Raw genomic sequence first — 17,835 nt, forward strand, 5'->3', positions numbered from 1 at the left:
TATTTAATTCAAAAGTACTCATTAAAACCCATGATACCCATATACGCCATACCCATTAGGTCGGTAAACTTCTGCCCGTTGCCTGTCTTTTAGTATAAAGGCCTCGGTGGCGTAATCCATGGCTTCTTCGTTACTATCGGTGTCTTCAATATGTAAGCCATCATTCTGATAAAAAGGGGTAGTGGTCAATGCCTTTCCCTTTTCAAAGACCAATAAATGCATATTGAAATTGGTGCTGTATTCCGATTGATCGCGTGTTTTGAAATAATAACCCGTAAATTTTTTGCCATTGTACTTTAGTGGTCGTTGATCCAGAAAAACAGGGGTGTCTTGTTCTTCGTTCTCCAACTCTGAACCCGTGAGTACAGTGGCTGCCAAGTAACACTGGTTTCGGTATTTGGAAGGGAATAGATTCAACTTTCCGATGGACTTTAATCTGTTAAAAAGCAGGCCCCTACTGTCATTATTCGCTGCCAGTTTGTCGAGCATGCCTTTCGGCAATGGTAATCCGTCTTCGGCCAATAAAATAGCATATATCGTTTGTATGCGATGATCATCGACATGTTGCAATCGATCAAAAAACTGGCTTACTGCTTTTTCCTTTATAAACGGGTAAAGCAAAATGGCATAGTCTTCCAATACTGATTTTTTAGCACTGTGTTTTCGTTCTATGCTGGCATTGACCGAAAGTCCCGATAGCCGTTTCAGTTGAATTTTGGCATCGCTTAATATTTGTTTGCGATACTTTTTGTAACTCTTTGGTTTGACCAATCCCTTCGCCTTTAATTTGGCCAACAACGAAAAAATGGGAGGTTTATACTCTTCAATGGTACTGAAATCCATCAGTTGGGGATATAACTTTCGTGCTTTTGGCAAACTGTCAAAATAAGGTTTGAAAATTTTCCTGATTTCAAAGGTGTTTGACACTAAAGGCAAGTCTTTGCCCATAAGCTCCAATAGTAATTTGGTCGATGCTCCATCTGATTTTTTGGCAACGGCTTGTAAAATTTTGGTCTGGGCGCGAGAATTATTATAAGACTTTACGTAAAAGTCCTTTATAAAGCCGACCGTTCCGGGCTTCTGCAATGTGCCTAGTTTTTGAATAAGGTAGGCTTGAATATACTTTTTGTCATCAGGATATTCGAATTCGGAAATGTAATATTCCAATGAGTCGATATGTTTGTTTTCAAATTTGATTAGCGGATAGCCATCTACCATAATACTATCGTTAGTCCTTAAGGCAGCGAAAAAGTCTTGGGTTTTGTCACCTATAATGCTTCTACCAATAAGTGTGTCAAAGGGTCGGAAATTTTCAAAAAATTCGGAAACAAACCGGCTAGGCGGGCCGAGAGTATCGATCTGCGCCTTTACCTCGTAAAGAAGGCCGCCTTGAACAACATTTTTGATTAGAATGCCTCTTGTACTCGCAGTGTCGGTCAAGGTCAATTGCATTTCATAGTAGTCTTTTGAAATTACAGACTCCTTGGTTTCGTGAATTATAAAGTTTTTTCGAGTGTACAGTTTTTTACGAAGGGCCCATACCGAGTCGATATTCGCAAACATTAAGAAATCGTGCGATTTATTAAGTTCAACGGTTATGGCTTCGTTATCCTTGTTTTGATAGATTGTTTTCTTGTTGAATGCATTATATGCTTTGGGTTTTGCTTTGCCCGAAAAATAGTTGCTACTACTCTCCACAAACTTGGGAGGATCTACATTGCTTATGGTTCGGAAAAATAAGGCTGTATCAACTACTGCTTTGAATTTTTCTTGATAAACCGGCTCCTTTATTTGAAAAGAATCGAAATATAATGAAGCTTCACTATCATCAGAGGTCAAGACTCCCAGAAGATAGTAGTCACCTCTTTTAAGTGTTGTTTTTAAATGCAAAGTTTTATTTTGTGAAGAATCTATGATTGCCGAAGATGTTAGGACAGTACCGTCAAAGGGCTTATAGACGGGTTTGAGTTTGAGGTTTTGATAGAACCTTTTCTGAATCTGTTTTAATTCAAAAGTGTCAGCTTCGATAAAATTGAAATCGTTGAGTGTGGCTTTGCGAAGAAAAAAATAGCTGTCGGCAATCGAATCGTAGCCTTGAATTGTTCGATTGCCATTACGAAACCTATTGGTGAAGGTGTGATATGTCGGCATTCGCACCTTGAAATCTTGAAATCCGGAGGAAATAGCGGCATAGGCCCCATCTTGCTTATTAAAGTGGATGCTATTGAAAATCGTGTCGGAATGTTGGGTTACATAATCACCGTCACCACCCATTTTAAAAATAAGGATTTCAAGGGGCGTAACATATATATGATAGCGTTGATAATCGCCATTCTTTAACCGGTTTTTAATATCCAGTCCAGAGAATCCGGCATTTTCTATTCGTTTTTTTTCAATAATCTTCCCCGGAATGTTTTCGAACAGTAATTTATCAAGGTCGTCAAGCGTATAGACGTTGTCTTGTTTTAAATGGGAAAAGGTGGGTATACGGTTTATCATTACATAACTTCCGTTCGCCAAGTCTGGTGAAATGTAGGTGGTATTGATGTTTTCCGATACAGCATATAATTTGTGTGGAAGATCAATACTAAAAAGTCCATCATCGGGCCCTTGAGGGGCATAGGTATTCTCCCGAAAAGAACTTTCGAATTTTTCTTTCAGTTTTTGGCCTCTTAAACCAGCTTTTGAAGTCAGCGCTTTTACGGTATACCCCAAATTTCTCAATAGGGCGATTACTCCCTTTTTCCCGGGTAAATGGGCCGCGCCAATACCCGTAAAAACCTTTGCCGTCCGCATTACTGAATCAAGCTTTTGCGCCATATTGCCGTTGCGCACATAGAGCATATTATTCATGTAATGATCCGTGTACATGGCCTTGTCTATTGAATCTAGTAAATCGATGTCTCGATTGCGATAGGCATCTTGTAATATTGTTGAGGGGTCCTGTAGGCGCATTTTTTTCTGTAACCATTCATCGGGCCTTGGTTTCATGGCGTTTAAACTCGCTCGACCTACCAAGGCCGCCGATTCGGCAAGATCTTCCAAGGCAACTACCTTTTTTTTAAACTTTTTCCCTGCTTGATATATGAACATATCGAGATAAGTGTCTTCCTCAAAGTTCTGCGAATATGCATCGGTTCGATACAAAATACTGTTTACCCGTCGATCTTCGAAGGCCAAATAGGCCCCAATCTCTTTTTTACTCGGGTTTCGTATGACAAACGGATAGGTATAAAAACCTTTGGAGACAAAACCATTTCCTTGGCCGTAACCCCTCAGACCTACCCCATGGCCTTCTTCGAGCCAGGTGCCAGGGTCTGACTCAAGAGCGATAACCTCGCTTTTGTCTAAAGCATCATAGAATACATCGTCTAGTCGAAAAGCAATTCTTTTGCTGACATGCATAGTGCCATATAGGTAGGAGGTCTCTTTTAGGCCGTTACCAGAAATTTCCCAAAGCAAACTGTTATTTTCTTGGGAGAAGCCAAAAAACGGACTTAAAAATAAAAGTAAAATGTAAGCCGAGCGCATATTAAGAAAAGCCATTACGTGTGTTGACCTTATGTGTTTCCAGAGATATTCTTTTTTTCGAACAACCATTGCAAGAAAATATAGGAATAGGGTCAAAGGTATAACGAACATTAGATGTTTCTATTTTTTGCTTCTTCCATATTTTTAATGTACAATCGGGTATGGGCCAAACTTTCTGGATAATTTTTCTGTAAAAATGAAATTAATTCTTCACGGACAAGTACCCGTAAATCCCAAGCATCTGAAGAATTTCTGGCACTCATAAGAGCCCTTATTTCTACAAAACCTGATTTTGAATCGGTTACCTGAATATTGTTTACCTCACCGTCCCAAAGTTCTGATCCTTTCAAAATATTGGTCAATTCAGCTCGCAACGCGTCGAAGGGCACCATGTAATCGGTGTATAAAAAGACCGTTCCTAAAATGTCCGATGAGGTCTTGGTCCAGTTTTGAAATGGTTTTTCGATAAAAAAGGTTGTAGGTACCACCAATCGTCGCTTATCCCAAATTTTAACAACTACATAGGTTAAGGTGATTTCCTCGATACGGCCCCACTCTCCCTCTACGATAACCACATCATCGAGTTTAATCGGTTGGGCTATGGCGATTTGAATTCCAGCTAGAATGGTGCCAATCATTTTTTGCGCTGAAAAACCAATGATGATTCCAGCTACACCCGCAGAGGCAAAAATGCTTACCCCGATTTCGCGAATACCTTCAAAGCTCATTAGCGCGATACCCAAGGCAAGAATAACTATTATAAATATTGCTATACGCTCTAAAATGTTGAACTGAGTGGTTATTCTTCTTGCCTTTAAATTATCGGCGGCGTGAACATCGTACTTTTCAATGACACGGTGTTTGACAATTTTGAGAATGTTTAATGTGAGCCAAGTAAAGGAAAAAATGAATAAAAGGGTGCTGGATTTTTTGAACCAATAACCATAGTCATCAAGGCCAATAAGCAATCGGAGCGATTGCATTCGAATTAAAAAAGAAAGAAAAATAAGCAATAGTGGCCGACTTATTTTTTTTACCGCCTCAGCAGGAATCAAATATTTGGGATTCTTACCGTAAGAATTTAATATTCTGATCACAATAAAGTAAATGATCAATATAAGAAGAAACGCCCCGCTTAGATAAATTAATGAAGGGTTGTTCACGTTATTAAAAAGGGAGTCCAGCATTTGATGGTGTTGTTTTGGCTTTGAGATACAACTTATAAAAAAAGCAGGTTTAAGCTGTTAAAACGGTGTGAAAAATTGTTTTTTTCTATACAGTGATTAGAAAGTAATAAGGTGTATTGAGATAAAACACGCATACAAACACTATTTTTGTGGCTCGAAAATTGAAATGGTATGAAAGGAGTTTTACTAGTTAATTTGGGTTCGCCCGAGAACCCTACGCCTAAAGATGTCAAGCCCTATTTGGATGAGTTTTTAATGGACGAACGTGTAATCGACACTCCAAAGTGGTTAAGAAATATCATTGTACGTGGTATTATTTTACAAACTCGGCCGAAGAAATCGGCAGCGGCATATCAAAAGATCTGGTGGGAAGAAGGTTCCCCATTAATAGTGATTTCAGAGCGCTTTGCCGAGAAAGTCAGTAGGGAAACCAAAATGCCGGTTGCTTTGGGAATGCGTTATGGCAGTATGACAATTAAAAAAGCCTTAGGGGAACTTAAGACGAAAGGGGTTGATGAAGTACTCTTGGTACCTTTATATCCGCATTATGCTATGTCATCTTATGAAACGGTAGTCGTAAAGGCAATGGAAGAGCAGCAAGCACATTTTTCGGAAATGCGTTTGACCACCCTACCCGCATTTTATAAAAATGAAGGTTATATCGAAGTGTTATCAAAAAGCATTGCAGAAGGATTAAAAAATTTTGATTACGATCACATTCTGTTTTCATATCATGGTATTCCGGAACGTCACATTCGAAAATCAGACCCTACCCGTTTTCATTGTAAAATCGATGGTCAGTGTTGCACTATTAATTCCGTAGCTCATAATACCTGCTATCGTCATCAATGTTTTGATACGACTGAGCGTGTTAAAGCATATTTGGGCTTGCCGGACGAAAAGGTAAGCAATTCGTTTCAATCGCGTTTGCCCAACGACCCGTGGTTAAAGCCTTATACCGATTTTGAATTTGAACGATTTCCGAAGGAAGGCATAAAAAGGTTGGCGGTAATTACTCCAGCTTTTGTGTCGGATTGTCTTGAAACATTGGAGGAGATCGCTATGGAAGGCAAACATCAATTCCAAAATGCCGGGGGAGAAGATTACAAGCATATACCTTGTTTAAACGATGATGATGCCTGGGTGCAAGTAATGGCAAAATGGGTCAATAATTGGGAAACAACAGGAGAGCTACCTTCTTAATCGTAAAGTGTAAGAATACTTCAAAATTATATAAAAACGCAGTTTCATATGATAGACAGTTTGGTTGGGAAAAAGCGACATAGTATTGGCCCATCTTTATCCATGTCTTTTACGACAAAAGGTAGTAATGAATAATACATGGCAAAAGTATCTACAGCGCAATTAGGTTCAGAACCCATTGGTAAACTATTAGTAAAGCAATCGGTACCGGCAGCAATCGGTATTCTGGTAATGTCGCTCAATGTTTTGGTCGACTCCATTTTTGTTGGCAATTGGATTGGGTCTATTGCTATTGCCGCGATTAATGTTGTTTTACCGGTTTCTTTTTTTATTGGTGCATTGGGCATGGCCATTGGTATCGGCGGGTCGAGTATAATTTCTCGTGCTTTGGGTGCGGGGAACAGGGATAAGGCCTTAAAAACATTTGGAAACCAGATTACCTTGACACTTTTGGCAACTGTTTCAATGGTCGCCCTAGGTTTGTTTTATGTTGATACGCTGATTCCTGCCTTCGGTGGTAAGGGAGCCATTTTCGCTCCTGCAAAGATTTATTATACCATAGTGCTCTATGGGGTTCCTTTTTTGGCCCTTTGTATGATGGGCAATACGGTTATAAGAGCTGAGGGAAAACCAAAGTTTGCCATGATTGCTATGATTATTCCTTCGGTAGGTAATCTGGTTATGGATTATCTTTTTATATACATTTTTGATTGGGGCATGAGTGGTGCTGCTTGGGCAACGACTGTGGGTTATGTGTTGTGCTTTGCTTATGTTTTGTATTTTTTTCTTTCCAAAAATTCGGAATTAAAAATAGATTTTTCACATTTCGGACTTAACAAAAATATTTTAAAGGAAATCGGCTCCCTTGGTTTTGTAACCCTTTCGAGACAAGCGGTGACTAGCGTGGTCTATCTACTGATGAATAATATTCTTTTTGGTTTGGGAGGTGAGGCCATGGTTGCAGTTTATGCTATTATCGGACGTATGCTGATGTTTGCTCTATTTCCTGTTTTCGGGGTAACTCAGGGCTTTCTGCCTATTGCGGGGTTCAATTATGGGGCGAAAAAATATCACAGGGTACGGGAATCGATAAACACGGCTATTAAGTATGCCGCTTTTATGGCGACCATCGTATTTATTGGTCTGATGGTTTTTCCGGCGGAGATAGCGGCATTATTTTTAAGTGATAAACCTGGAATGTCTGCGATGGAGCTCGCGACCAATACCTATGTTTTGGAACATACGCCTTCGGCTATGCGGTGGGTTTTTGCCGCAACCCCAATTGTTGCATTGCAATTGATAGGGGCGGCCTATTTTCAGGCCATAGGTAAGGCTGTTCCTGCACTCCTTTTAACATTAACACGGCAAGGCTTCTTTTTTATACCGCTCATTTTAATTCTTCCAATTTATTTCAAGGAACTTGGTGTTTGGATATCTTTTTCAATTGCTGATGTTCTTGCGACATTGGTAACAGGGTATTTTTTGCGAAAAGAGATAAAGGCCACCCTGTTAAATGTCACTTCATGATATGCGGTAATCGTATACGATTGATGATTTGCTTTTGAAAGGTCAGTATTTCCTTAGTATTCTTCTTTTTCAATACCTATTCTTGTTACAATGGTTGCCTTTAAAGAGTTGTGGTTTAAACGAGTGATTCGGTTATTTTAAACCCGTTCTTTCGTAATTTTCTCGAACTAAACTTTCACCATACTTCCGTTCCAGTCTTCTAACGGTAAAATGTGCTTGAGCCATATTCTGAAAATGATTAATAAAAGCTAAATTGATGGCGGCGCCTCCTGCCGCACCAATAAGAGGAATAGCTTGTGCAACGAATTTTTCCGATACCTGAACACTAAAACGCGACGCTATCACACTTATAAAACGCAAAAGCGGATTGCTACTTCCCTTCAGAAATCCTTCTACTAATTTGGCCGATGCCCCTTTCACAGCCGTATTCAAAGCAACTCGGGTAGCATAGTATCCTGTTTCAAGTCCGTCATCATGTTTTGATTTACCTCCTAAAGCGAATACCTGTAAGCATGCCAATTGCGTATCAAATTCTGTAAGGTTTTCACCTTCGCTACGGGCAATGTCCATAATAGATCGCATCATAAATTTTGTGGCTACGGTAAGGTCCACGGCAAAGGCTGTAGCTCCCAAGGCACCTCCGACAGCACCTGAAGAGGTAACGAAAGCTTTGTAAGCTCCATTCCATGGCACCAAATTACTCTTGTGCGGCTTCATGGTTATTAAGTTTGATTTTACCACGGTATGGAGTACTTTATGGGTAACCTGTTGTAGCCATTGCTGTTGTTTTTGAGGTAATAGGTCAATACGGTTTTCAATTAGTGTCCCTACTTTATTAAGGCCTTGCATGGCCCATCCGATACGTTCCATTTTAAGTTTTGCCTGCTTCAGGTCAAGTAGGTCTTCAGAACTAAGTGTGCTTCTTGAGGTTGTATTTGTCATTGGAATTGAAGTTATGCGTAAACTGCTGAAATATTATCCAACAATTGTACCGTTTTCCGGAGTATATACTTTTTTAGTTAAAGAGATTTTAAATGAGCAAACATGCGGTCTCGACCTTTTGCGTCTGGTAATGACCCATATCCGGCGCCCATATTATCAATGGCATGATGGGGTTTTGAAGTACCCGGAATTACGCAATTGACCGCTTTATTTGAAAGAATAAATTTTAAGAAATACTGTCCCCAACTATTGATATCATATGCTTGGCACCATTCGGGAAGGGTCTTTCCTTTTACAAGACCAAACAGGCTGCCACTTTCATAGGGTTGATTGATAATAGTGGCTGTTTTATTTCGCTGACAGGTTTCAAAAAGTGATTTTTCCGCATTTCTGGAGCGAATAGAGTAATTGAACTGAACAAAATCAGGCTTTTCCTGACGAATTATTTTTTCTAATCTGTCATGTGCCGAGTCTACATAGTGGGTAAGTCCCCAGTATCTAATTTTGCCTTCTTCTTTCCATGCTTTCAAGGTCTTTACATGGGTTTGCCAGTCGACGAGGTTATGAATCTGCATCAAATCCATAGTGGTCCGTTGCATTTTTTTAAATGAATCGTTCATCTGATCGATTCCGGCAGCCTTTCCCGAGGTCCATACTTTGGTGGCATAAAAAAAAGCTTTTTCAAAATCAGGGCTATTCGTCAGTTGGCCAACCACTGCTTCCGAACTACCATACATAGGGGAAGAATCGATGACACTTCCGCCATATTTCTTTATTTCATTCAGTACTTGTTTTAAAACGGCCAAATCATGTGTTGAATTGCCTACATCAAATGTTTGCCATGTGCCTATGCCCACAATAGGAAGTTGTTCGCCTGAACTGGGAATAATTCGTGTACCCACTTTTTGCATTTTGGGAAAACCGAAAAGAGAGGGGGAAGCAACCAAACTTAAACTTCCTAACCCGTACATTTTAAGAGCATCCCTTCTTGATAGTGCCATGTAAGTCGTGTTTTCCTATTTTGTCCTTTAAATTAAGTTTTTATAGCGACATCCTGTGTTAAAATTGGAAAGTACGGTGTCTTTCTCGGAAGTGCACATCGATGTCATACCTCCATAGATTTGATTTGTTCATGGTTTATGGTTGAACTTCACCTATTTCCGTTTCGGTCTTTTTTGTTACATTTAAAGCCATAGAAACCAGGAAGAACTAAACCCTAAAATCGAAAAAATGTCGACCCGAAAAATACGTTTGCTATTTGTAGCACTTCTTTTGCCAATTTACGTCTTTGTAAATGCTCAAACGCAAAGCAGACCAAATGTAATTCTGATCATAACCGATGATCAAGGTTATGGTGATTTAGGGGTTACGGGCAATCCACATATAAAAACTCCGGTTCTTGACAAGCTGGCCTCAGAAAGTATTCGATTCAATAATTTTAACGTTTCTCCAGTATGTGCACCTACAAGATCTAGTTTGATGACGGGCCGGTATTCGTTACGCACGGGTATGCGCGACACCTATAATGGAGGGGCGACTATGGCAGGTAGTGAGGCAACACTAGCCGAGATATTGAAACAGGCCGACTATAAAACAGGGGCTTTTGGTAAATGGCATTTGGGCGATAACTACCCGAGTAGACCACAAGACCAAGGGTTTGATGAGTCGGTGATTCATCTTTCGGGAGGTATGGGCCAAGTGGGCGATTTTACAACTTATTTTAAGGGTGACCGTAGTTATTTCGACCCTGTTCTTTGGCATAACGGGCAACAAGAGGCCTATACTGGCTATTGCAGCGATATTTTTACTGATAGAGCTATTGACTTTGTTACCGCTCACAGCGAAGCGCCTTTTTTCTGCTACCTGTCATTTAATGCACCCCATACGCCACTTCAGGTACCTGATAAATATTATGAGATGTATAGGGATATCGACCCCAGTTCAGGTTTTGGCGATGGTCGACCGTTTCCCGAAATGAGTGAAAAGGATAAAGAAGATGCCCGAAAGGTGTATGGCATGGTGACCAATATCGATGATAATTTGAAGCGCCTATTTCGGAAGCTAAAGGACTTAAAAATCGATAAGAATACCATTATTATCTTTATGACTGATAACGGTCCGCAACAGGCAAGATATGTTGCGGGTATGCGCGGGAAAAAGGGAAGCGTCTATCGTGGAGGCACCCGTGTACCCTTTTACTTTAAATATCCTGAACGGTATAAAAAGGATGGGGATATTGAGATAATGGCGGCTCATATCGATGTATTGCCCACACTCGCGGAAATCTGCAAAGTGCAAGTGCCGCACGATCGCAAGATTGATGGTAAAAGCTTGGTTCCTTTATTGAACGGTGCTTCTGTGGAGTGGACTGACAGGCCTTTTTTTTCCTATTGGACAAGAAGGTATCCCGAAAAATATAATAATATGTCACTACAAAAAGGTGATTATAAGCTTGTAGGCCATACTGACTACGACGCATCTATTAAAGACTTTGAACTCTATGATCTCAAATTTGATCCTTTCGAACAATATAATATTGTTTCGAAACACCCCGAAATGGCAAAAAGTTTAAAGATAGAACTAGATCGTCAATATATTGAGCTCATACAATCCCACAACTTGGTCAATCCGCAAAGTATACATATAGGCACGCAACATGAAAACCCGATTTTTCTTAATAGGAATGATGCCGATGGCGAGCGGGGTATTTGGGCACAGGAGGAAATCTTCGGAAAATGGGCGGTGAATATTACCGAGGGCCGCTATAATATTAAATTCAAATTTGTTAAACCCTTACAGGAAGCAGGCCAAATGGTATTGGAGACCGGGACCATAATAAATCAGTTTAAAAATACGGATACCGGTATTGATGTTCTGGAAATGAACGATGTGTATTTACCCCATTTAAAAGGTGACTTAATACCCGTATACAATTCTAAATCTAAAAAAATACTTCCATTCTGGGTTGAACTGGAAAAGCTTTAGGCAGTTCTTTTGCTTTTATGATTCCTGAAAGCGAGGCCGTCGTCATGATAGCCCGTATGTCTAAACGTCAAAAACCTCAATAAATTCAGGTTGAACACCACTATTAACTGGGGGGCGTTTACCCCTTTTTGTGCGGCGTTTATCCCCTTTATACAACCCATATATTATGTAAATAATTGTTTTTCAGAGTTTTATGGTTTGTTTTTGTATTGTGTCTTGTTTTGTTGCCTTTTTTCAGGTGGTTAATATGGTACTTTTAATCTAAGAAATCACTAAAAAATGGCGAAATGGAAACTTCAATAAGCGAAAAATTAATTTGTAGAATCAATTACTGTCTTATCATGGCCGTAGCGGTCATAGGTATTATACTTATTTGTATAAGTATCAGTAATGCAGTGTGAAAAAGATGAAATTGAAATATAGGAAACGATTTTTCGTCTAGAATATTTCTTTCTATCTTTAATGAAAAGGTGTTGCCAAGGTGACTATTTCGGCAACTTTGACTTTTACAGTTTTCTTCCCCCGTTAAAACATATTTCTAAACTTTTAACACATATATTATGAATGAAAAGAGAAATCTTCCATGGGTTTTTTGGGTCTCGATAGCCCTCAACGTTTTACTCTTGTTATACATGTTTTTTTGGGGCAAGGGTTCTTCAATTGCCACAGATCCCGAAAAAGCTATTAGCAAACAATTGATCAGCATTTCTCAAGCCGATTCTTTGGGTAACGAGTATGTGAAAACCAGGTATAATCTCATAAATGAGAGTTTGGGTTACGATGATGACCGTAATTTTTGGTTTTCAATGACCACATTGGAAAATTATATTGCCTATGTAAAAAAGGAATCAGCGAAAAACGGATATAAAAATTTGGGTCTGCGCATTTACAATGCTGCTTATCCCAAAAGGTCTGATGAAACATGGCCAAAACCAGGCTATTCAACGGTTGTGGTCGTTCCGACCTTTGATGAAGAACATCCTGAACGTTCAGGTTTTGTACCCATGCCTCCGCCTCCGCCAACAGACGCGGCCAATATTAAAAGATTGAATTACGCCCATGGCGGAAATTAAATGAGTCTACTGACATTTGTAAACGGTTATTTTCCAAATAGGCTTTTACCGATGTCATTTTATAATTGCAATACAATCTTTGAAGTTTGTTTAATCATGGGAAGGAGACAATTTTCAAACGTTTTAATTTACTTAGGGTATAAAAAAAGGCGAAGTATTCATATGAAAAAGGGCAATAGTGTTAATGCGTTGTTTGTATGTCAATAAACCATCTATTTCTAATTACATTTCTTGAGTTGGTGACAGCCATCATTGCGGCGGTCCTATTTAAGAAATATGTAGCTTCTAAAGAGAAGTATTTTCTATATTTTTTATGGTTTACGCTCATATTTGAAATTATTGGTGCGGTGATGCGCTACGTATTCGAATGGAAGACTATTGGGTATTATAACTTTTACATTTTGATTAGTTTTTTATTCTATTATTATTGGTACTATACCATAATACAAAGCAAATCCATTAAGAATGTAGTGTTGATATTTAGTGTGCTATTCTTGGGGGTGGCGCTCTATAATCTACTTTTTCAAAGTTGGTTCGAGTACCACCAATACACTTTCATTGTAGGTGCATTACTTACCTTGGTCTGTACCATTTTCCACTTCTGGCAATTGCTGCATAGCGACGAAATTTTAGAGTTAAAATATAAATTGAGCTTTTGGATTTCTACAGGTTTACTATTGTTCAACATTGGTATGGTGCCTTTTATGTTACTTTCGCACCACCTAAATTTTAAGGGGAACAGCTATTATTTAATTCTTATCACATTAAATGTTATTTTGTATGGTTGTTATATAATCGGTTTTCTATGGACGAAGGAGAAGTACAATCGTTTCTAATTATCTTTTCGGTAATAGCCATTTGTTTGGCATTGACAGTAATCGTACTCTTTATCGTTTTTCTACAGCGTAAAAACAAGCTTTTACTGCAACAGGCGAAAACAAAAGAAGCTTTTGAACGTGAGCTGTCGGAGACACAGATTGAAATTCGAGAAGAAACTTTGCGCAATATTAGTTGGGAGTTGCACGACAATATTGGTCAGTTGATGACGCTGGCTAAAATTCAGGTGCAAATGGAAGAACACCGCTCGGAAAGCATCAAAGAAGCCTCCGACACGATAGGTATGGCTCTTCAAGAATTGCGGGTGTTGTCAAAGTTAATTAATCCAGAGGCGTTAAAAAGTTTGTCATTGGAAGAGGCTGTACAACTCGAGATTGAGCGCTTTAATCGATTGCAAGTATTAGAAGCATTATTAAAAGTTGAAGGAGAACCGAGAACCTTGAACCCTAAAGAAGAGATTATTATTTTCAGAATACTGCAAGAGTTCTTTTCCAATACCATAAAACATTCGAAGGCGTCAATTTTGATTGTTGAGATTCAATATCACGGGGCTTACCTTTCAATAAGGGCTGCTGATAATGGCATTGGATTCGAGCAAATTGACGAAAAGACTTCGGGTATCGGTATGAAGAATATGAAGAATAGGGCAAAACTGGTAAGTGCCGACCTGAAAATTACAGCTGAAAAAAACAAAGGTACCCAACTCACATTGGTTTATAATTTTGTAGATTGAAACAACTAGTGATTTTATAAGAAAACTATGACCTATTCCGTCGTAATAGTCGATGACCATATTTTATTATCGCAGGCCATAAGTGGTCTTGTGCAGAGCTTCAGTAGGTTCAATGCGCTATATATTTGTAAAAATGGGAAAGAGTTATTGGATAAATTCGAGAGCCCCAAGAATATACCCGATATCGTTTTGATGGATATCAATATGCCCATTCTAAATGGAATTGAAACTACCGGGATTTTAAAGAGCAAATATCCTGATGTAAAGGTTTTGGCACTTTCTATTGAAGAAAATGAAGAGACGATTTTAAATATGCTTAGAGCAGGGGCACGAGGTTACTTAATGAAAGATACCAAAAGGGAAATTCTTGAAGAGGCCCTTTTACAGATCGCTGATAAAGGGTATTATCATACCAATACTGTCACGAAAATACTGGTGGGTACTTTAGACAGGAAAATGCCAGAAGTCCATTTGAAAGAGCGGGAAATAGAGTTTTTGAAGTTGGCCTGTACCGAAAAAACCTATAAAGAAATTGCCGATGAAATGTGTTTGAGCCCCAAGACTATAGAAGGTTATCGCGATGCACTTCATGAAAAGCTTCATATAAAAAATAGAATAGGATTGGTGCTTTATGCCATACGAAATAAGATTTTTTCCCCTTGAACACTATTGTTTGATTTATTGTAGCAGAAACACTTCGACAACTTTTTTATTTTTACTTTAGGGGTGCTCAAATAGAGTTTGGCTTATTCACTTTGGTGAACGCTTTCCGAGGGAAAAAATACAATGGGAGAATACTATCAATACATCAAGGCATTACACCTTATTTTTGTGATTACCTGGTTTGCGGGACTTTTCTATATACCGCGGCTATTTATTTACCATATTGAGGCTTCTCAAAAACCTGCACCAGAAAAAGATATACTATCAAAGCAATTGCAGTTAATGGCAAGGCGTCTCTGGCAAATTATTACATGGCCTTCAGCAATACTGGCCGTTTTCTTCGCAATTTGGTTATTGGTGCTGATGCCAGAATGGTTGCAACAATCATGGATGCATATTAAATTGGCTTTTGTACTCCTTTTGATTTTGTACCATTTAAAAACGCATCAGATTTTTAAACAATTGCAGCGTGATGAAATAAAGTACACTTCGCGCTTCATGCGTATTTGGAACGAAGGAGCAACCTTGATTTTGTTTGCAGTGGTTTTTCTTGTAATTCTCAAAAGTGCCTTCAGTTGGGTTTTTGGCGTGGTTGGTATTATGGTCCTGGGAATTTTGTTGATGTTGGGCATTCGTCTATATAAACGAATTCGGAATAACAATAATGAGGTTTAATGGTGCCTTCGCGAATTGTCGTGCTATGTCTGATGAAGTAACCGCTATTGCTTTCACTTACTGAGGTGTTTTTTTTCTAAATGATAATAACCTATCTGTTAATTTCCCACTACAGTCTTAATACGATATATTCTCAAAACATCGGAGTAAAACACACATCAAAAAATGGTGTGATATTTGCTACCTTTGAACCTTAAAGCCAGACCCTTGCTTCAAAAGCTATCACTCCGTTACCGTATATTCTTTGCCATGATTCTGTTGGTGGTCATCGCTTGGATATTGATTTCGGCCATAACGGTCTATCAATATCGTGAGCAGCTGCAAGATTATCATGAAAATCGTCTGGAACGTAAAGAGCAGCAAATCAAACAAAGTCTGAACTATACACTACATGAAACTACTTATCCTGTTACAACCGAAAACCTTGGATTGATATTTCGAGAAGAGATTTATATTATCGCAGATGTTCATAATAAGAACTTCAATATTTATGATCTTGAAGGTCAGTTGATCAAGAGTTCCCGACCCAAATTTGACAATGAATCGGTTCCTACGTGTCTTGATGCAAAAGTGATGAATTCATTGGAAGCTAGTGTTTCCAAACGATATGTAGAGGAAAATTCGGCTGCAGGCGATAATTATCTAGCGTCTTACACTTATATAAACGACGGTAGATTTAAACCAATTGGTATTTTAAATATGCCGTATTATGAGGACAATTCCTTTTATGATATGGAGTTGCGAGAGCTATTGATGCGTTTGGGGGGAGCCTTTTTGCTTATGTTGTTCATTGCCATTGGGTTGGCTTATTTTATTTCGAAATATATTACACGTTCTTTAGAGACCGTTTCCGATATGTTAGAGAAGACCAATCTGACCAAGCAAAACCAGAAGATATTTATTGAAGACCCTAGTGAAGAGATTGAGAAATTGGTAACTTCCTACAATGCCATGATTGATGAATTGGAACTAAGTGCGGTGAAACTCGCCCGTAGTGAAAGAGAGCAGGCTTGGCGTGAAATGGCCAAACAGGTGGCGCACGAAATTAAAAACCCCCTGACTCCAATGCGGTTGAGTGTGCAAAGTTTTGAACGAAAGTTCGATCCAAAGGACCCGGATATCGAGAAAAAGGTGGGTGAATATTCCAAAACCTTGATACAACAGATCGATACCATGAGTAGCATCGCTTCTGCGTTTTCTAATTTTGCCGAAATGCCGGCCCAGCAGAATGAAACACTAAATGTCGTTAAAATCGTTAAGCTGGCCCTTGATATCTTTAATGAGAATTATATTCATTTTATAGCAGACGAAGATGAAATCGTAGCAAAAATGGATCGTACCCAATTGATTCGTGTAGTGACCAATTTGGTCAAAAATGCGATACAGGCCGTTCCAGAAGTTGATGCTCCGAGTATTTTAGTTTCTGTGACCTCTGAGGAAAATTATCTTAAATTGTGTGTGGCGGATAATGGTATAGGTATTTCCGATGATTTTAGCGATAAAATCTTTGAACCTAAATTTACGACAAAATCTAGTGGTATGGGCTTGGGGCTCGGTATGGTAAAAAATATTGTAGAAACCTATAAAGGCAGTATTGAGTTCACCTCCAAACCGGGAAAGGGCACGGTATTTATAGTTAAACTTCCAAAAGCAAAAGCAATGCAAATAGTATAATTTTCGTAAACTAATTCATTATGTCATATAATACACTTATAGTTACCAAAAAAGGCGCTATCGCTACGATAGCGATTGATCGCCCCAAAAAACTTAATGCACTTAATAGGGAAACGATACAAGAATTGCATGACGCTTTCGAAGCACTCGAAAATGAAGAGGTCATAAAGGTCATTATTCTAACAGGTAATGGTGAAAAGGCTTTCATAGCGGGAGCTGATATTTCAGAGTTTGCCCGTTTTTCGGAAGCGGAAGGAGGCAAACTGGCGGCACAAGGTCATGAACTGCTTTTTAATTTTGTTGAGAACTTATCGACGCCTGTGATAGCGGCTGTTAATGGGTTTGCCTTGGGTGGAGGACTTGAATTGGCCATGGCCTGTCATTTTAGGGTAGCCAGTGAAAATGCCAAAATGGGATTGCCCGAAGTTTCCTTGGGTGTAATTCCTGGTTATGGTGGTACACAACGACTACCCCAATTAATAGGGAAAGGTAGGGCAATGGAACTTATTATGACGGCAGGTATGATTTCTTCCGATGTGGCCCTGCAATATGGTTTGGTGAACCATGTGGTATCCCAAGAGGCGCTTATCTCTTTTTGTGAAAAACTGGCAAGCAAGATATCGAATAATTCTCCAGTTGCCATTGGCAATGCAATAAAAGCGATAAATGCGGGTTTTAAGAATAACGAAAACGGATTTGCTACTGAGATCGAGGCCTTTGGGGCCAGCTTTGGAACCGAAGATTTCGTAGAGGGCACTTCGGCCTTTTTAGAGAAACGAAAGGCTGAGTTTCCAGGGAAATAGTA

Annotated in this window: 14 protein-coding genes; 10 read left to right on the plus strand and 4 right to left on the minus strand. The window is 39.2% G+C overall.

The features are described from left to right. Nucleotides 1-21: 21 nt before the first annotated feature. Both AACZ88_RS13585 and AACZ88_RS13590 read right to left on the minus strand, forming a co-directional pair. The gene (locus AACZ88_RS13585; RefSeq protein WP_339711283.1) at nt 22-3,546 is read right to left on the minus strand and encodes a TraB/GumN family protein; all 3,525 of its coding nucleotides are present in this window, start codon (nt 3,544-3,546) and stop codon (nt 22-24) included. A gap of 95 nt (nt 3,547-3,641) precedes the next feature. After that, a complete protein-coding gene (locus tag AACZ88_RS13590; RefSeq protein WP_339711285.1) occupies nt 3,642-4,718 on the minus strand; it encodes a mechanosensitive ion channel domain-containing protein in 1,077 nt (358 codons plus the stop codon). A gap of 171 nt (nt 4,719-4,889) precedes the next feature. Here AACZ88_RS13590 and hemH point away from each other — a divergent pair, with 171 nt between their 5' ends. Both hemH and AACZ88_RS13600 read left to right on the plus strand, forming a co-directional pair. Continuing rightward, complete coding sequence (gene hemH, locus AACZ88_RS13595; RefSeq protein ID WP_339711288.1) at nt 4,890-5,921, plus strand: ferrochelatase; 1,032 nt, start codon at nt 4,890-4,892, stop codon at nt 5,919-5,921. 138 nt (nt 5,922-6,059) lie between these two features. Beyond that, on the plus strand, nt 6,060-7,448 hold the full coding sequence (locus AACZ88_RS13600) for an MATE family efflux transporter (RefSeq protein ID WP_339711291.1): 1,389 nt from the start codon (nt 6,060-6,062) through the stop codon (nt 7,446-7,448). Nucleotides 7,449-7,580: 132 nt separating this feature from the next. Here AACZ88_RS13600 and AACZ88_RS13605 read toward each other — a convergent pair whose 3' ends face one another. Next, a complete protein-coding gene (locus AACZ88_RS13605) occupies nt 7,581-8,390 on the minus strand; it encodes an EcsC family protein (RefSeq protein ID WP_339711293.1) in 810 nt (269 codons plus the stop codon). A 77-nt stretch (nt 8,391-8,467) separates the two neighbouring features. Next, the gene (locus AACZ88_RS13610; RefSeq protein ID WP_339711295.1) at nt 8,468-9,391 is read right to left on the minus strand and encodes an aldo/keto reductase; all 924 of its coding nucleotides are present in this window, start codon (nt 9,389-9,391) and stop codon (nt 8,468-8,470) included. A gap of 229 nt (nt 9,392-9,620) precedes the next feature. Between AACZ88_RS13610 and AACZ88_RS13615 the strand changes: the two genes are divergently transcribed. From AACZ88_RS13615 to AACZ88_RS13650, 8 genes are all read left to right on the plus strand, one after another. Then, the gene (locus AACZ88_RS13615) at nt 9,621-11,375 is read left to right on the plus strand and encodes an arylsulfatase (RefSeq protein WP_339711297.1); all 1,755 of its coding nucleotides are present in this window, start codon (nt 9,621-9,623) and stop codon (nt 11,373-11,375) included. 560 nt (nt 11,376-11,935) lie between these two features. Beyond that, on the plus strand, nt 11,936-12,448 hold the full coding sequence (locus AACZ88_RS13620; protein WP_339711299.1) for a hypothetical protein: 513 nt from the start codon (nt 11,936-11,938) through the stop codon (nt 12,446-12,448). Between the two features lie 197 nt (nt 12,449-12,645). Beyond that, on the plus strand, nt 12,646-13,284 hold the full coding sequence (locus AACZ88_RS13625; protein ID WP_339711302.1) for a hypothetical protein: 639 nt from the start codon (nt 12,646-12,648) through the stop codon (nt 13,282-13,284). Further along, nucleotides 13,254-14,018: an ATP-binding protein gene (locus tag AACZ88_RS13630; RefSeq protein ID WP_339711304.1), complete on the plus strand. Its 765-nt coding sequence runs from the start codon at nt 13,254-13,256 to the stop codon at nt 14,016-14,018. The genes AACZ88_RS13625 and AACZ88_RS13630 overlap by 31 nt, the downstream gene beginning before the upstream one ends. Nucleotides 14,019-14,045: 27 nt before the next feature. Beyond that, nucleotides 14,046-14,681 (plus strand): response regulator transcription factor, encoded by a 636-nt coding sequence (locus AACZ88_RS13635; RefSeq protein WP_339711306.1) that lies wholly within the window; start codon nt 14,046-14,048, stop codon nt 14,679-14,681. A 123-nt stretch (nt 14,682-14,804) separates the two neighbouring features. Next, on the plus strand, nt 14,805-15,356 hold the full coding sequence (locus AACZ88_RS13640; protein WP_339711309.1) for a CopD family protein: 552 nt from the start codon (nt 14,805-14,807) through the stop codon (nt 15,354-15,356). Nucleotides 15,357-15,605: 249 nt separating this feature from the next. After that, nucleotides 15,606-17,030 (plus strand): ATP-binding protein, encoded by a 1,425-nt coding sequence (locus tag AACZ88_RS13645; RefSeq protein WP_339711503.1) that lies wholly within the window; start codon nt 15,606-15,608, stop codon nt 17,028-17,030. Between the two features lie 20 nt (nt 17,031-17,050). Next, nucleotides 17,051-17,833 carry an enoyl-CoA hydratase-related protein gene (locus AACZ88_RS13650; RefSeq protein WP_339711312.1) on the plus strand — a complete coding sequence of 261 codons (783 nt, stop codon included), beginning with the start codon at nt 17,051-17,053 and terminating at the stop codon, nt 17,831-17,833. The last annotated feature ends 2 nt before the right edge of the window (nt 17,834-17,835 follow it).

This window comes from uncultured Kriegella sp. (assembly GCF_963975415.1).
Classification (GTDB): domain Bacteria; phylum Bacteroidota; class Bacteroidia; order Flavobacteriales; family Flavobacteriaceae; genus Kriegella.

What these genes read in the sequence shown, in the direction of transcription:
- AACZ88_RS13585 (WP_339711283.1), bottom strand. Translation starts at nt 3,546, where the DNA reads ATGGCTTTTCTTAATATGCGCTCGGCTTACATTTTACTTTTATTTTTA.
- AACZ88_RS13590 (WP_339711285.1), bottom strand. Translation starts at nt 4,718, where the DNA reads ATGCTGGACTCCCTTTTTAATAACGTGAACAACCCTTCATTAATTTAT.
- hemH (WP_339711288.1), top strand. Translation starts at nt 4,890, where the DNA reads ATGAAAGGAGTTTTACTAGTTAATTTGGGTTCGCCCGAGAACCCTACG.
- AACZ88_RS13600 (WP_339711291.1), top strand. Translation starts at nt 6,060, where the DNA reads ATGGCAAAAGTATCTACAGCGCAATTAGGTTCAGAACCCATTGGTAAA.
- AACZ88_RS13605 (WP_339711293.1), bottom strand. Translation starts at nt 8,390, where the DNA reads ATGACAAATACAACCTCAAGAAGCACACTTAGTTCTGAAGACCTACTT.
- AACZ88_RS13610 (WP_339711295.1), bottom strand. Translation starts at nt 9,391, where the DNA reads ATGGCACTATCAAGAAGGGATGCTCTTAAAATGTACGGGTTAGGAAGT.
- AACZ88_RS13615 (WP_339711297.1), top strand. Translation starts at nt 9,621, where the DNA reads ATGTCGACCCGAAAAATACGTTTGCTATTTGTAGCACTTCTTTTGCCA.
- AACZ88_RS13620 (WP_339711299.1), top strand. Translation starts at nt 11,936, where the DNA reads ATGAATGAAAAGAGAAATCTTCCATGGGTTTTTTGGGTCTCGATAGCC.
- AACZ88_RS13625 (WP_339711302.1), top strand. Translation starts at nt 12,646, where the DNA reads ATGTCAATAAACCATCTATTTCTAATTACATTTCTTGAGTTGGTGACA.
- AACZ88_RS13630 (WP_339711304.1), top strand. Translation starts at nt 13,254, where the DNA reads ATGGACGAAGGAGAAGTACAATCGTTTCTAATTATCTTTTCGGTAATA.
- AACZ88_RS13635 (WP_339711306.1), top strand. Translation starts at nt 14,046, where the DNA reads ATGACCTATTCCGTCGTAATAGTCGATGACCATATTTTATTATCGCAG.
- AACZ88_RS13640 (WP_339711309.1), top strand. Translation starts at nt 14,805, where the DNA reads ATGGGAGAATACTATCAATACATCAAGGCATTACACCTTATTTTTGTG.
- AACZ88_RS13645 (WP_339711503.1), top strand. Translation starts at nt 15,606, where the DNA reads ATGATTCTGTTGGTGGTCATCGCTTGGATATTGATTTCGGCCATAACG.
- AACZ88_RS13650 (WP_339711312.1), top strand. Translation starts at nt 17,051, where the DNA reads ATGTCATATAATACACTTATAGTTACCAAAAAAGGCGCTATCGCTACG.